General features: G+C 42.6%; 11 protein-coding genes and 1 pseudogene. 10 read left to right on the top strand and 2 right to left on the bottom strand.

The window, feature by feature from the left end:
* The first annotated feature begins 5 nt into the window (after window positions 1-5).
* The gene (locus AOT11_RS05935) at window positions 6-1,841 is read left to right on the top strand and encodes a DUF3413 domain-containing protein (protein ID WP_017420455.1); all 1,836 of its coding nucleotides are present in this window, start codon (window positions 6-8) and stop codon (window positions 1,839-1,841) included.
* Between the two features lie 40 nt (window positions 1,842-1,881).
* Here AOT11_RS05935 and AOT11_RS05930 read toward each other — a convergent pair.
* A pseudogene (locus AOT11_RS05930) lies at window positions 1,882-3,211 on the bottom strand (IS4 family transposase).
* A gap of 119 nt (window positions 3,212-3,330) precedes the next feature.
* On the opposite strand from AOT11_RS05930, the gene AOT11_RS05925 reads away from it, so the two are divergent.
* Window positions 3,331-4,865 (top strand): IS3 family transposase gene (locus AOT11_RS05925; RefSeq protein ID WP_392396600.1). Its coding sequence is split into 2 segments (ribosomal slippage): window positions 3,331-3,793 and window positions 3,793-4,865, totalling 1,536 coding nucleotides; the frame shifts between segments, so codons are not numbered across the junction.
* A gap of 140 nt (window positions 4,866-5,005) precedes the next feature.
* On the opposite strand, the gene AOT11_RS05920 is transcribed toward AOT11_RS05925, so the two are convergent.
* Window positions 5,006-5,749 carry a hypothetical protein gene (locus AOT11_RS05920; protein ID WP_140398710.1) on the bottom strand — a complete coding sequence of 248 codons (744 nt, stop codon included), beginning with the start codon at window positions 5,747-5,749 and terminating at the stop codon, window positions 5,006-5,008.
* Between AOT11_RS05920 and AOT11_RS05915 the strand changes: the two genes are divergently transcribed.
* The 8 genes from AOT11_RS05915 to pseI all read left to right on the top strand — a co-directional run bounded on the left by AOT11_RS05915 (window position 5,738) and on the right by pseI (window position 15,563).
* Window positions 5,738-7,075, top strand: coding sequence for an IS4-like element ISVvu3 family transposase (locus AOT11_RS05915; protein ID WP_011149570.1), 1,338 nt, complete (start codon window positions 5,738-5,740; stop codon window positions 7,073-7,075). The genes AOT11_RS05920 and AOT11_RS05915 overlap by 12 nt on opposite strands.
* A gap of 555 nt (window positions 7,076-7,630) precedes the next feature.
* Entirely contained in the window at window positions 7,631-8,638 is a 1,008-nt protein-coding gene (gene pseB / locus AOT11_RS05910; RefSeq protein ID WP_017420730.1) for a UDP-N-acetylglucosamine 4,6-dehydratase (inverting), read from the top strand.
* An 8-nt stretch (window positions 8,639-8,646) separates the two neighbouring features.
* Window positions 8,647-9,810: a UDP-4-amino-4,6-dideoxy-N-acetyl-beta-L-altrosamine transaminase gene (gene pseC, locus AOT11_RS05905; protein WP_017420729.1), complete on the top strand. Its 1,164-nt coding sequence runs from the start codon at window positions 8,647-8,649 to the stop codon at window positions 9,808-9,810.
* On the top strand, window positions 9,810-10,505 hold the full coding sequence (pseF, locus tag AOT11_RS05900; protein ID WP_017420728.1) for a pseudaminic acid cytidylyltransferase: 696 nt from the start codon (window positions 9,810-9,812) through the stop codon (window positions 10,503-10,505). Before pseC ends, pseF begins: the two co-directional genes overlap by 1 nt.
* The gene (pseG, locus tag AOT11_RS05895; RefSeq protein WP_017420727.1) at window positions 10,505-11,629 is read left to right on the top strand and encodes a UDP-2,4-diacetamido-2,4,6-trideoxy-beta-L-altropyranose hydrolase; all 1,125 of its coding nucleotides are present in this window, start codon (window positions 10,505-10,507) and stop codon (window positions 11,627-11,629) included. Before pseF ends, pseG begins: the two co-directional genes overlap by 1 nt.
* Window positions 11,616-13,805 (top strand): UDP-4-amino-4,6-dideoxy-N-acetyl-beta-L-altrosamine N-acetyltransferase, encoded by a 2,190-nt coding sequence (pseH, locus tag AOT11_RS05890; RefSeq protein ID WP_017420726.1) that lies wholly within the window; start codon window positions 11,616-11,618, stop codon window positions 13,803-13,805. The genes pseG and pseH overlap by 14 nt, the downstream gene beginning before the upstream one ends.
* A 10-nt stretch (window positions 13,806-13,815) precedes the next feature.
* Complete coding sequence (locus tag AOT11_RS05885; RefSeq protein ID WP_223848411.1) at window positions 13,816-14,517, top strand: VOC family protein; 702 nt, start codon at window positions 13,816-13,818, stop codon at window positions 14,515-14,517.
* 8 nt (window positions 14,518-14,525) lie between these two features.
* Window positions 14,526-15,563: a pseudaminic acid synthase gene (gene pseI / locus AOT11_RS05880; protein WP_017420724.1), complete on the top strand. Its 1,038-nt coding sequence runs from the start codon at window positions 14,526-14,528 to the stop codon at window positions 15,561-15,563.
* Window positions 15,564-15,569: the final 6 nt, after the last annotated feature.

Genomic DNA, 15,569 nt, shown 5'->3' with positions numbered 1-15,569 from the left:
GTTACATGTCTTTTAAGCAAAAGCTGCACGCTCACGGCTGGTTTATTTTGATTAACGCTTTGGTGTTAATGTTGATTGCTAGCCGTTATTTCGCCTTTCTGCCAGAGTTCCCGACGGATCCATTAGGCATCACCTTTATTCTTGCTGGTACTTGGGGGCAGATGACGCTGCTTGCCGCCATCATTGGTTTAGTGACCATTCCCACCTTATTTTTGCCGAAACCATTTCGTAATGGTACCCAAGCTCTCATTGCTTCGTTAGGCGTTGCAACTTTGTTTATTGATACCATCGTGTTTGCACAGTATCGATTTCACATTAATGCAGTGGTGCTAGAGCTCGTGATGTCAGGCCAAATTGTTAGCTTTCCGTTGATCACTTGGTTAATGGTGATTGGCGGTGTCGCTTTGTTGTTGGCCGCTCAGTGGTGGACAATTCGCTGGCTAGAAAATGGTGCACCCGTCAGAGCGCTGAAACTTGGCCGCAAATTTGCGTTGTTGACCTTTGCCGCGCTACTGGCCACCAATGCTATTCATATTTGGGCCGCAGCGCATGCCTATCAACCGGTTACCACGGTGAAGCGTTATTTACCGCTGTTTTATCCTGCTACAGCAGATAAATTTATGCGCAAACAAGGTTGGGTGGATGAAGAGGCGCTTGAGCGTCAAAAGGCACTGGCGTTTAAACGCAAAAATGATTTGAATTACCCATTAGCTTCACTTCAAACACAACCTGTGGAGAAACCGCTCAATATTATGTTGCTGGTGGTGGATTCTTGGCGTGCTGATACCTTCAACTCAGACAATACGCCAAACATGTGGAAATACGCGCAGTCGGGTGTGGTTTTCAATAACCATATCGCGACAGGCAACGCGACCCGTACCGGGATCTTTGGTCTTTTCTACGGCATTCCGGGTACCTACTGGCATGGATTCCTAGCAAACCAACAAAGCCCGGTACTGATCGACCGTTTACAGGCTTTGGATTACCAATTAGGTATCTTCACTGCTGCTCAGTTACGTAAACCGGAGTTCAATCAAACGGTTTTCACCAAAGTGGAAAACTTACGTATTGGCTCTGAAGGTAGCCGCCCATCTGAGCTGGATGCTGACCTCACTCAAGATTGGTTAGCTTGGTACGATCAACGTGATAAGTCGAAGCCAACGTTCTCTTTCTTGTTTTACGATGCGCCACATGGCTACGATTTCCCTGCAGATTTTGAGCCGAAATACGAGCCGATGCTCAAAGAGGTGAATTATCTCAAGTTAAACAACGACACGGATCCGACGCCATTTTTCAATCGCTACAAGACCAGTGTGCGTTATGTCGATTCGATGGCAACAAAAGTGCTCGATAAACTCAAAGAAAGTGGCGATCTGGAAAACACCTTGGTGATCATTACCGGTGACCACGGGCAAGAGATGAATGACAACAAACTCAACTTCTGGGGGCACAACAGCAACTTTACCGATGCGCAGGTCAACGTGCCGTTTGCCATCTTTGGCCCTGGCGTTGATGCGGCGAAAATGCAGTGGAGTAGCGAAGCGCTCACTAGCCACCAAGATGTTGTACCGACGTTGATGAAGCACTATCTCGGGGTGACCAACGATGTGAAAGATTACTCGGTTGGCGAAGATTTACTCGGTGATGCAGTAAAACGTGATTGGATCATCTCCTCAAACTACAGCGGTTATGCCATTATTACCGATGACAATATCCTAGAAGTGAGTGGTGGTGGCCAGTACCAATTTATGGACAAAACTAATCGCCAGTTGAAAGAACAACAACCGAATTTTACCTATCTGCAGCAAGCCTTAGAGCAGATCAGTCGGTTTAGTAAGTAAGGTACATCAATAAAAAAGAGCCGTATTAGCCTAATGCCAGTCAGTTAAGCTGACTGGCTTTCTTTTTATTGGGGTATTTCTTTGCCTTTGGTTTTATTGCTCTCGGATATATCCGCTCTTCTCGTTTAATGGGCAAGACATGGTGTATCGCCTCATCTTGCAAGTGAGTAATGCGCTTAGGGATTGTTCCCGCTGACTCCAACCAGAACCCCAAAATTACGTGAATGATAGAGTGAGCACACGTTGTGAAGCTCAGTTGGTTGGGGTAGATACCAGGCACTGCTTTAGCCATGTTAACTATGTGATATCTAATAATGTTATAGCTAAGCAACAACCCCCATAGTTCTTGTTTTACCATCTCTGGCTTCTTACTTCTCAGTGTGAACTCGTTGTTCAGAAGTGAAGACTTCATTTCCCGATATCCCACTTCGATTTCCCATCTATGACTGTAAAGCTTTGCTATTTCCGCTGGCGGATAACGACGATGATCAGTCATCGAGGTCAAGATATTCACTTCTTTCCCTTTGATAGTTTTCTTTATCAGGCGAACTTCGATGGTTTCAGGTAGTGACAGGGACTTCTTTCTCGCTTGAGGTGTTGTGTTGATTTCGACAATCCGATCATTGCGACCCAGCTTTCTGACTTCAGTAAATTGAGTATTCTTGCGCATTGGCATTAGCCAATGCCTTTCAGTTCCTGTATTTTCCCAGCGATGAAGAAGACTAAGAGAGTAAAAACCTCTGTCGAACATTGTGAGGCTGTAGTCTGGTGTTGTTTCAATCAACTGTTCCGCCAATATCATCTCATTGGTTTTGTAACTCGCGAAAGCACTGGCGACCAGTATGTGACTGGTCAACTCCATCTGGCAAACCATGCGCACCTGAGGAAAGCTACCTTCACCATTCTGATGTGACGCAGATTGAAACGCATCGCGGTTTTCCTTGGTGTCTGGCGTTCGCCATACCACGCCATCGACAGCGAGGAGTTTTAATCCACACCAAGTCGGATGGTCAGCGGTTTCATTCCATAAGCTCTGGCTTTGATGGAATACTTCTTTTCATGGCATCAACCCCGAGCCGTTGTCTCGCTTGAACGATAGCACTCGGGGCAACCAGACTTCGTTTCCCAGGCAACATTAATTGCGCTTTGGAGACAATTGACCACAAAGGCTCTTGTCGGTAAAGCGACATAGCCACGACTGCCCAAACGGCCATGTCGAGAGGGATACGACGTTTACGAATAGTCGCCACACCAGAAGCGTCTAAGCATTGGTTGATGAAATCAGGGCAAAGAATGTCACTGAGTTTTCCAAGTTGTTCAGTATTGGGGGCATAACGATTGGCGAGTGTTAGGGCTGTAGTTAATTGCAAAATAAAAGGCTCAAAGTTTTAGAAACTTAGAGCTTTTACAAACCATCTACAGGATCCCCCTCTGGCAGGATAGTTGTCACTGTTAAAATTTAACCAGTTTGGGTGGTAATGAGTGAGTTTTGAATCGCATTCCAACAGAAAGAAAAGAAGCCATATTGAAGAAGCTACTGCCTCCTTATTCAATGTCTGTAAGCCAAGTAGCAAAAGAGGAAGGTATTAGCACAGCCACCCTGTATCATTGGCGGCAGCAACTTAGACGTTCAGGAGCCGCTGTGCCAAATAGTCATACTTCATCAGAGCAGTGGTCTGCTCAAACTAAACTCGCCATTGTCGCTGAAACTTACTCGATGACGGAGAATGAACTCAGTCAGTATTGTCGCGAGAAAGGCTTGTTCCCTGAACAAGTGCAAGGTTGGCGAAGTGAGTGTATGCAAGGGTTTATGTCTGCCAAAGAGCGTGAGGCTGAAGCCAAGAAACAAGCTAAAGCTGACAAACTTGAAATTAAAGAGCTGAAAAAAGAGTTACGCTTTAAAGAAAAAGCGTTAGCGGAAACGGCGGCGCTATTGGTGCTTCGAAAAAAGCTGAGAGCCTTTTACGGGGAAGAGCCAGAGGAAGATTAACCTCAACCGATGAAAGGCAATACTTGCTCACTCTTATCCACGATGCCAAGCGAAGTGGCTGCCGTCTAGAGTACGCCTGCAATGAAGTTCAAATCGACTTGAGAACGTATCGACGCTGGTATCAGCGAGGTGAAATACGGACAGACAAAAGACCGACCTGCGTTAGACCTGTGCCTGCTAACAAGCTATCACCGCAAGAGCGCAATGCGATTATTGAGGTGTGCAACCGCCCTGAATACGCAAGTTTACCACCAACTCAAATTGTCCCGACGTTGCTTGATAACGGTGAGTATATTGCTTCAGAGTCGAGCTACTATCGGGTTTTGAAAGCAGAAGGTCAGCTTCATACCCGAGGTCGTCAGCGAAGTCGACAAAGGCAGGCCAAGCCAACAAGTTATACGGCAACAGGTCCCAATCAGGTGTACACATGGGACATTACGTACTTGCCATCTGTGGTTAAGGGACAGCACTATTACCTCTACGTGATTGAAGATATCTATAGCCGAAAAATCGTTGGCTATGATGTCTACGAATGTGAATGCGGTGAGTTAGCGTCACAGTTATTGCAGCGGACGCTGATGCGCGAGCAATGCTTTAATCAGCCACTGGTACTTCACTCGGACAATGGTGCGCCAATGAAGTCACTGACGTTCAGAGCGAAAATGGATGAGCTTGGTATTACTTCATCATACAGTCGCCCGAGAGTCAGTGATGATAACCCGTATGTTGAGTCGCTGTTCCGCACAGTGAAGTACATGCCTAGCTGGCCAACAAAAGGCTTTGAACAACTCGATGCAAGTCGTAGTTGGGTTGAGGCGTTCGTACGTTGGTACAACACCGAGCACAAGCACAGTAAGTTAAATTACGTTACGCCATCAGAGCGTCACAGTGGTAAAGATAGCGAGATTTTAAGACGTCGTTCGGATGTGTTGTCGGTAGCAAGAGAGCGACACCCAGAGCGTTGGTCAGGCAAGATAAGGAACTGTGAACCCGTTGGTGAGGTTCATCTAAATCCAGAAAGAAAAGCCGCTTAATAACTAAGCGAATGATGACAACTACCTTGAAAAACGCCGGGATCGTTAAACCGATCATTTATCTCTTAACTGATCGGCATTAGCCGTATTAGGCTCTTTTTTATATCAATGAAGGTGTAGCGATAAGCGCTGCTGACTGACTATTCAAGATCTAGACTACGCAGATTTAATTGTTTCGCGACATTGTGAAAATTAATACCGAACGCTTCAACCATGTAATGTTGAATTGGAATGTTGAGGTTGATAACTGGAATGGATGGGTAAAGTTTTTCTAGACTAATACTGGCTGTCGAAGCTATGCCATATATTTTTGATAACGTGATTTTTTCTTGTGCGATTTCAAGCTCTAGAGGCATGGATGACTCATGATAGCTAAGCCCTTCGATCTGTTTTAATCTTTTTTTAACAAATTCTTTTTCAGTCCTATGCGGAAAGTAAATCATGTCGGCGCCATTCTGCTCGATAAGAGTGCGTAACATATTTTCGTAGTACTCAAGTTTGATGCCTTTTTCAGCAACCATACCTTGACCAATAAACCCAATTTGAGCTGTCTGACTGAAGCACTCCGAAGTACCCAACCGGCCTTGCAGGGTTGAGAGGGTATTGGTTGTTACCTTGAATTTACTTGCTGGAAGTGCAAAAAAAGTAAAAAACGAAAAGTTTTTTCTTGGGTAGATTTTGCGCGCTGGCTTCAAACCTACGAGCTTGAGTAAAAAATCACGACTTGGTTTATTGCGCGACACAACTAACTCTGGCTGGATTTTCTCATGAAACTCCCGGACTGTACCGCAATGTAGATCAGATAAGGATCGGTTGACCGATCCTTCTGATGAGAGACAATCGGAAACCTGTTTATAGGTTTCCGATTTTTTATGTCTATCCAAAACTATTTTGCTGACTTTCTTGAAGAGAGTCCTGTTGATGTCGCTCAGCTAACCACCTTCTCCGAGCATATTCCTGATGAGTGGGTTGCTAAAGCGGCAACACTTTCCGATAAAGCGACAATTCGTCGACGTCGTTTACCTAGTGATATGGTTCTTTGGCTTATTGTTGGAATGGCGTTTTTCCGCAATGAGTCTATTGCAGAAGTCGCACGGCGAATGAATGTCTGTGCCGAGGGCTTAGCCGATGAGGAACTGCTAGCTAAAAGTGCTTTAACGCAAGCAAGGCAACGCCTTGGTAAAGCTGCTCCAGAATGGTTGTTTAGACAATGCAGTCACACATGGGGTCTAGAGCGTTACCCCGAGGATACTTGGCAAGGCTTACAAGTCTTCGCTATTGATGGGGCTCTTTTTCGAACCGCTGATACATCAGAACTAAGAGAACATTTTGGGTCAGGTAATACATCCAGCGAGAGGCAGACACCTCATCCAGTACTTAGGGTGGTGACCATGATGAATGTTCGCTCACATGTCATTGTAGACGCAGCTATAAGCCCCTATCGTCGTGGTGAAATACCGCTTGCAATGCCCTTTATTGACTCTCTACCTGATAACTCAGTGACTTTACTAGATAAGGGGTTTTATGGCGCAGACTTACTTCTTTCTCTCCAAAATAGTGGCTCCAACAGGCATTGGTTGTTACCAGCGAAGAAAGGGGTGAAATTCAGACTTCTGGACGATGAAGAGAGCGACGACATGTTGGTAGAAATGAAAGTCTCTCCACAGGCTCGCAAGAAAAATCCTAACCTACCTGAAAAATGGCAAGTCAGAGCCGTTACTTATCAAGTACAAGGTAAGCACAAAACAGTGTTTACGTCTTTGCCTAGGGAAGAGTACGATGCGGAATCAGTAGCCGAGCTTTACCATGAGAGATGGGAAATTGAGTTAGGGTACAGAGACATAAAAAGTTCGATGCAGCACAACGCGTTAGTGCTGAGGAGTAAGACGGTCGAGCTTGTCTATCAAGAGTTATGGGGGCTGTTGCTTGGTTATAACTTGGTAAGACGAGAAGCCAGTCAAGCGGCCGTAGCACATGGTCGAATGGCCAATGAAATCAGTTTTAAATACGCTTGTCAGTTCATCGCTAGTCAACTGAAAGTAATGAGCAAAGCGGTATCTCCAGGTAATACACCGAAGCGTCTAAAAAGTCTGCGCGGAGACTTATCCATCCTTTTTATAGACAAACGCCCTAAGCCAAATCGGCCTAGGGCGGTAAAAATATCAAAGACCCGATATCCTGTTAATCGCAAGGCAGCTCCTCTTAAGTGAACTACATTGCGGACTGTACCGACACCGTCATCGAACATGACCTCATGCTTTACCTCAATATTATTCAACAGCACATTTGTTCGCCATGCTGAATAGTCGGCATAAAAAATGTAGAGAAAGGACAAACTGTTGTGAATAGACTTCAATTTACTATGAAGTTTTCTTGCCTCCCATACTTTACTTTTCCTGCCGATAAAGATGACATGATCCCATTCAGACTTATCAAGCAATACACGCATTTGTCGAACAGCACTTTGTGACTTTTCTTCTCGTACAATTAAAATATTATTGGATGTTCTAAAGTGATGTTTTGCTTCAATAGCACAGAGAAGTTGCAAAGGTGAGGTGACCAAGAACAAATTCATGACAGTTCCTAAAGTACGAGTAAATGAAGTAAGCAGGAGAAAATGATACTAGCTAGCTTAAAGTAGAGTGCAGAAACAAAGCAATACCAAACTGGTGTTGGTAGAGGTATACTGATGTAAACTATGACATTGTCATCAATTCACTGCCTATCGCTTGGGTAGAGAACAAATTTTTATAAATGGTGAAAACATGTTAAACAAAAAAACTGTATTAATTACCGGCGGTACCGGTTCGTTTGGTAAACAGTTCATTAAAACCATTCTTGAGCGTTACCCAGAAGTAAAAACTATCCGCATTTATTCTCGCGATGAGCTAAAGCAATTTGAGTTAAAACAAGAATATTCAGGCAATCAGAAGCTTCGCTTTTTCATTGGTGATGTTCGTGATCGTAACCGTATGATCCAAGCGTGTGAAGGCGTTGATGTCATCATTCATGCTGCTGCAATTAAGCAAGTTGACACAGCAGAATACAACCCTACTGAATGTATTCGTACCAACATTGATGGGGCTGAAAATGTCATTCAGGCAGCACTCCAGTGTGGTGTGCATGATGTTGTAGCATTATCTACTGACAAAGCATGCGCGCCAATCAATCTTTATGGTGCAACGAAACTCGCGTCAGATAAGTTGTTTACAGCAGCAAACAATATTAAGGGATCGAAAGATATCCGTTTTAGCGTTGTACGTTATGGTAATGTAATGGGCTCTCGAGGTTCAGTGATCCCGTTCTTTTTGAACAAACGTTCAGACGGTGTATTACCAATCACTCATGAAGAGATGACGCGTTTTAATATTTCACTGCAAGATGGTGTGAACATGGTGATGTATGCGCTTGAACACCATCTTGGTGGTGAGATTTTTGTACCTAAGATCCCATCTTACAAAATTTTAGATATTGCTGCCGCAATTGCACCTGAGTGTAAGACTGAGGTCGTAGGTATTCGCCCTGGTGAAAAATTACATGAAGAAATGATCACCGATACGGATTCTCTAAACACAATCGATCTTGGTAAGTACTACGCAATTCTGCCTTCAGTATCGTTCACTTATACAGAGCAAGAATATATCGAACACCACAAAGCTGAAAAAGTACCATTTGGTTTTAAATACAACTCAGGTACCAATACAGAGTGGGAAAGTATTGAAAGCCTACGCGAGCTAATTAAAGAGCACGTTGATCCAAACTTTACAGTGTGAGAATAGTTGTGATTCCTTACGGTAAGCAAGATATTAATCAACAAGACATTGATAGTGTTGTTGAGGTTTTGAATTCAGACTTTCTGACTCAAGGCCCTCAAGTGCCAGCCTTTGAGCAAGCATTGATTGAGCATACGGGCGCAAGTTATGCGCTGGCGGTCAATAGTGCTACGTCGGCCCTACATATTGCCTGCCTTGCGCTAGGGTTAGGAGAGGGAGATTGGCTTTGGACTTCTCCAATCACCTTCGTAGCGTCCGCTAACTGCGGTTTATACTGCGGTGCACAAGTCGATTTTGTTGATATAGACCCTGCTACGTACAATATGTGCCCAACGCGTCTTGAGGAAAAGCTGATTAAAGCGCAAGCGGAAGGCAAGCTGCCGAAAGTTGTAGTGCCAGTGCATTTATGCGGTCAGCCATGTGATATGGTCGCGATTGCAAAATTAGCCAAACAGTACAACTTCAAAGTCATTGAAGATGCTTCGCATGCCATTGGTGGCAAATATCAAGGCTTACCGATAGGGAATTGTGAATACTCAGATATTACAGTGTTCAGCTTCCACCCAGTGAAAATTGTGACCACTGCAGAAGGTGGCGCAGTTATAACTAACCAGAAAGCACTGTCTGACAAGATGGCTTTATTGCGTAGTCATGGCATTACCCGAGATCCAGAGCAAATGGAAGGTGAGAGCCACGGCGGTTGGTACTATCAGCAGATCGATTTAGGCTTTAACTATCGTATGACAGAGCTTCAAGCGGCGCTGGGAGTTTCTCAGATGCAACGCTTGGACGACTTTGTGGCCGCTCGCCATCACCTCGCAGACCGTTACAATCGATTGTTGCAGTCTTTACCAGTGGTATTGCCATATCAATTGGAGAATACCTACTCGGGTCTTCACCTTTATGTCATACGTTTGCAGTTGGACAAAATATCTTTAACGCACAAAGAAGTGTTTGATGCTTTGAGAGGTAAAGGGATTGGGGTGAATTTGCACTACATTCCCGTCCACACTCAACCGTATTATGAAAAAATGGGCTTCAGTACTGGGAATTTCCCAGAGTCCGAGCGCTATTACAGTGAAGCTATTTCACTTCCCATGTTCCATAGTATGACGGAAGAACAACAAGATACGGTTGTTCAGGTACTTACTGAAATATTGCAGGAGCGCTAATGAAAATAGCGATTATTCCAGCACGAGGTGGTAGTAAAAGAATACCTCGCAAAAATATTAAAGATTTTAATGGTAAGCCTATTATTGCTTATTCTATTGAAGCTGCGTTAAGTTCTGGTTGTTTTGACAAGGTGATCGTGTCTACAGACGATCAAGAAATTGCAGAGGTTGCAAAAAAATATGGTGCTGACGTTCCGTTTGTACGTCCCGCAGAGGTATCGAATGATTATGCAACGACAGCCGATGTTATTTTACATGCAATCGACTGGTTTGAAGAGCAAGCCATTTCGATAGAGTATATTTGTTGCATCTATGCTACTGCACCATTTATTGCTATTAAAGATATTCAGTTAGCTTATCAAATGCTTCTGAAAGATCCTGAAGCAAACTACTGCTTTCCTGTGTGTGAATTTCCTTTTCCAATTCAGAGAGGAGTTAAGTTAATAGCTGGCAATCGAGTGGAAATGTTTCAACCAGAGCATTTCAATACTCGCTCTCAAGATTTAGAGACTGGTTACCACGATATAGGGCAGTTTTATTGGGGTAAACCAAAGGCATATCGAGATAATGTCCCAATGTTTTCAAATACGGCTATTGCTTTGCCTGTATCAAGAAAACGAGTTGTAGATTTGGATACACCAGAAGACTGGGAGTTTGCTTTGCTTTTGTCTGAAGCTCTAAGAGGTCAAGACTAGTGTTAGTTGGTATTCGCGTTGACGCCTCTTTGAAAATGGGGACAGGACATACATTCCGAATGTTAACGCTTGCACATAAACTAAAACAAAGGGGTCATGAGCTCGTTTTTATTAGTCGGCAGCTTAAAGGGAATTTGATTGAACTGGTTAAAGCGAACTTTTGGGTTATCGAATTACCTACGCCCAACGTGCTTTTTACTTCAACTAATCATTGCGAGCATTCTGATTGGTTGGAAGTTGCCTATAAAGAAGAAATCGCCCAAAGTTTTGAGGCGATTCAATCTTACTTGAAAGTGAAAGGTCGGTCCCAATTAGATTGGTTGGTGATTGACCATTATGCTATTGAGCAACAGTTTCAAGTAGCATTGAGCCCATTATACAAACACGTCTTACAGGTTGATGATTTGGCTGATAGGCCACATGCCGTCGATCTCTTGCTCGATCAGAATTATTATCAATTAGGAGAGAGTCGATATAAGACTTATCTTTATGACTCTACTGTTCGTATGTGTGGCCCTAAATATGCTTTACTTAGAGACGAATTTGAACTATCTAGGCACACTTTACCTGCGTATTCATCTCGGTTGTTAGGACAAAGAGTAGTTCTATTTTTTGGTGGAGTAGATATCGCTAATGAGACCACTAAAGCCTTAAAGGGCTTGCTGAGTATAGATAGCCAAGATCATTTTGATGTGATCATTGGGATGAACAATCCACATCGAGCGACTATCGCTAAGTTATGCAATGAACATGTTGAACGAACAACATTGCATATTCAAGTTATTAATATGATGGATTTTTTTTCTGCCGCGTATTTGTATGTCGGTGCCGTTGGAGCAACAACATGGGAGCGATGTGTATTAGCTTTACCCGGCATCGTTTGCTCGGTTGCTGATAACCAAACGCAGGTAGCGAAGGACCTACATCAAATAAATGCTCATCACTATTTAGGGCTTAATTCGGAACTCACGTCACAAGATTATGCTAATGCGTATCAACGTTTAATATATCAGCCAATAGAATTGTACGCGCAGTCAAGGCTATGTGCTGAACTTATTGATGGGAAAGGTTGCGAGAGAGTCGTTAAACAATTAGAAGAGATGTCAAAAAATGACGGAGTTTAGTATTCGCCCAGCCACTGAAGATGATAAATGGATGGTATTAGATTGGCGTAATCACCCGGATGTAAGGGCGGTAATGCTAACGGATCACATTATTAAGCGAGAAGAGCATGAGGCATGGTGGAACAAAACTATGCAAATGCAGCAGCGGCAAATACTCATTTTTTCATCTAAAGAGAAGCCTGTAGGTGTTATTACTATTTATGCTTGGGATCTGGCGTCTGCAACCGCATGGTGGGGATTCTATCTTGACAATGCAAACCTAGATCAAAGTGAAAAAACGGCTGTTTGGTTGGAGTTAGAGCAAGCAGTTATTCGTTATGGAAGAGATGAATTACGTTTACATAAACTATTTTGTGAGTCATTGAAGACAAATCAACTGGCTTGGACGTTACATAAAAAATGCGGTTTTATTGAATGTGACGCGCCTGATAATGCAACTGAAACAGTAAAAGATGTTGTGTATATGAAATATGAGTATCCAGAGAATAAAGTGGATAAAAGGGCAGGTCTGTACCTTTTTGCCTCACATAACACCGACTTTCTAACAGAGCACTTACGCAAAGAGAGTAACAAATACGACCAATTTCCATTCCAAGTTAAAAAAGTTGAATTTGGTCGCTATCAATTTGAGTTGTTAGATTCTTCTAAATCTGAGCTCAATAGTAAAGAGTCTTGTTATGTGTTTGTTGAGCGTGTTGAAGATTTATTCTCTGATATCTATACCTTGCCAACGGAAGAATCATTACTTAAGACAGAGCAGCGAGTAGTCGAATATTTGTCATTCATTCGGCAAATAGCAGCACGAAGCCAAAATCGAGTATATGTTGCCGATTTCTGTATTCAGAAAGGTTTTCCTTACTCTTTAGAAGAGCGAGGTAATAGTTCAAAAATTCTAGGCTTAATTTACGAATGGAATAAATCTTTAAATGCTCTCAAAACTGAGGGGCTTATTGAGATTTTGCCATATTCTCAAATGATTCATAATGTAGGTCATTCATTTGCAAATAAATATTGGTACATGGCACGATCTCCTTTTTCTATTCAATGTCTAGAAGCGTATAGTCGTAACATTATAGGTACAATATTGTCTTCTCACTCTTTGTCTGCGAGAGCGTTAGTTCTTGATTTGGATAATACTCTCTGGAAGGGTGTCATTGGTGATGATGGAAAAAATGGAATTGAGTTGGGTGGTGACTATCCGGGCAATATTTATAAACAACTTCAATCACTTTTCTATGCCCTTAAAAAGCGTGGTATCTTACTCACTATTTGTAGTAAAAATACGGAAGAGATTGCGCTTGACGCAATAGAATCTCACCCGGAAATGCGTTTGAGAAAAGCTGACTTTGTGAGCTATCGTATCAACTGGAATCCAAAATCTCAGAATATAAAAGAGCTAGCTCAAGAGTTAAACCTTGGTGTTCAGTCTCTCTGTTTTATTGATGACAACCCAGTCGAAAGGGCTGAGGTGCGCCGTAATGTTCCAGGTGTATTTGTCCCTGAATTACCTGAAGATCCAGCGGATTGGTATGAATTTATTTGTCAGTTGCCAGAGCTTTATGTAACTCAAGTCAGCGAGTCTGATAAACGCCGAGCAGAGTTGTATAAGAAACGAGTTGATATCCAAAAGGCACAGTTGAGTTTTACTGATCGAACTGAGTTTTTGGCAAGTCTAGGAATAGAGATTAGTGTTGAGCCATTAAATGCCGTTAACCTTGATAGAACTTACCAATTATTCAATAAAACAAACCAATTCAACACAACCACGACACGCTATAGTAAAGAACAGTTAAAAGGTTGGATGGATTCAGAACTATATCAAGTTTTGCATGTTCGAGCTAAAGATAAGTACTCCTCCGAATATGAGGGTGTGGCTGCATTGGTCATTATTCGTGAGCAAACCAACTGGATTATTGATAACTTTGTTATGTCATGCCGTGTGATGGGAAGAGACATTGAAAAAGCGATACTGGATCAGCTCATTTTTAGCGCGCGCAAGGAAAAAGTTTGGTCAATTACTGGGCGTTATATTAAGAGTGAAAAAAATATTCCAGTTGAGCATTTATTTTTAAGTCATAATTTTGAAAGAAAAAATGCTGAGGAATGGCTATTTGATATGAGAATAAAACCAATTCCTGATAAAACAACCATCATGAAAATACAGTGGAATATATAGGGGTATTAGTATGAATACAATGTTTTCCGCTTTAGGTGTTTTGAATGTTGATCATTATGCTGTGACAACACGAGATATAATAGCAACACTCAAAGATTTTTTGTCGATTCCTAATTCTAAATTGTTACGTGGTCCAGGGGTCAACCCTGCTCAAGATGTTCATTATGCATTTGTCGAGCTAAATGGAATGGGGATTGTGGAAATTTTGTCCCCACTAAATGATGATTCTCCAATCTTAGGTCATTTAAGCAATGGTGGAGGAGCTTACCACCTCTGCTATGCTGTTAAAGACTTAGATAATGCCATTGAAGTAGCGCAACAAGAATTTGGAGCTAAATTGATTGTAATGCCAAAAGCTGACGGTGCGTTTGATGGCCGACGAGTTGCATTTTTGATCCATCCACTGCATGGTTTATTTGAGCTTCTTGAAGCGTTTCCGTCATCGATATCAATAGCGATGACGTCAAATGCAAATGCTGTTAATCACAGCTCTCAGAAAGAAAAACTACTCAGTATCTATCATAATGTCGTTGGTGACGCGGGGGCTACGTTTGATATGACTAATATGAAGAATTGCAGTGACTGGGATTCGTTCAAACACTTATTGCTAATTATGGAAGTGGAAAAAAAATTTGAAGTCAGTATTCCTGCCGAAGATATGTCATTACTAGATTCATTAGAAAAAATTGATGCTTACCTGACGAAGAAGTAGAGATAATTATGAAAATTGCAAACAGAGTTATAGGTAAAGGACAAAGGCCTTACATTATTGCCGAAATGTCCGGTAATCATAATGGTGATATTAACCGCGCAATCGAGCTTATTAAGGCGGCCAAAGAAGCGGGTGCTGATGCTGTTAAGTTGCAAACATATACGGCAGATACGATCACCATCAATCATGATAGTGAAGAGTTTATGATCCGAGGCGGCCTTTGGGATGGTTCAAAGCTCTACGATTTGTATGAGCAAGCGCATACACCTTGGAGTTGGCATAAAGCGCTTTTTGATGTGGCCGCTGAAGTTGGTATTACAATATTCAGCTCCCCATTCGATCATACAGCCGTCGATTTTTTGGAAAGCTTGAACGCACCTGCATACAAAATTGCCTCGTTTGAATTGATTGATTTGCCGTTAATTAGAAAGGTAGCTTCAACGGGTAAACCAATGATTATGTCTACTGGTAACGCTAACTTGGCAGAGATCGAAGAGGCGGTAGCTGCGGCAAAAGGTGCTGGTGCAGAAAATATCATCCTCCTCCATTGTACTAGTGGTTACCCTACACCTGCATCTCAGGCTAATATCACAACGATGGCAGTAATGCGTGATGCATTTGCTGTCGAGGTCGGCCTTTCGGATCATACGATGGATATTGGTGTGTCAGTAGCAGCCGTTGCGCTAGGTGCATGTGTTATAGAAAAGCACTTTACTCTTGCTCGTGCAGATGGAGGCCCTGATTCTGCATTTTCTCTCGAGAAAGAAGAGTTGAAGTCATTAGTTGTAAACTGTTCTATGGCTTATGAGGCGCTAGGTAAACCAAATTTTGTTAGTACGGAAGCAGAACTTCAGACGAAATGCCATCGCCGCTCTTTGTATGTCGTCAAAGACATCAAAAAAGGAGAGGTATTTACGAAAGAGCATGTGCGTTCCATTCGCCCAGGTAATGGTATTTTACCAAAATACCTAGATGAAGTTATCGGCTCTGTGGCTACACAAGATTTAAAATTTGGCACGCCACTACAGTTTTCACACTTCGCTTAATTCAAT

Origin of the sequence: Vibrio vulnificus NBRC 15645 = ATCC 27562, from assembly GCF_002224265.1 — a bacterium.
GTDB lineage: Bacteria > Pseudomonadota > Gammaproteobacteria > Enterobacterales > Vibrionaceae > Vibrio > Vibrio vulnificus.
The sequence above is the reverse complement of the archived record's forward strand: the minus strand, read 5'-3'. Positions and strand labels throughout refer to the sequence as shown.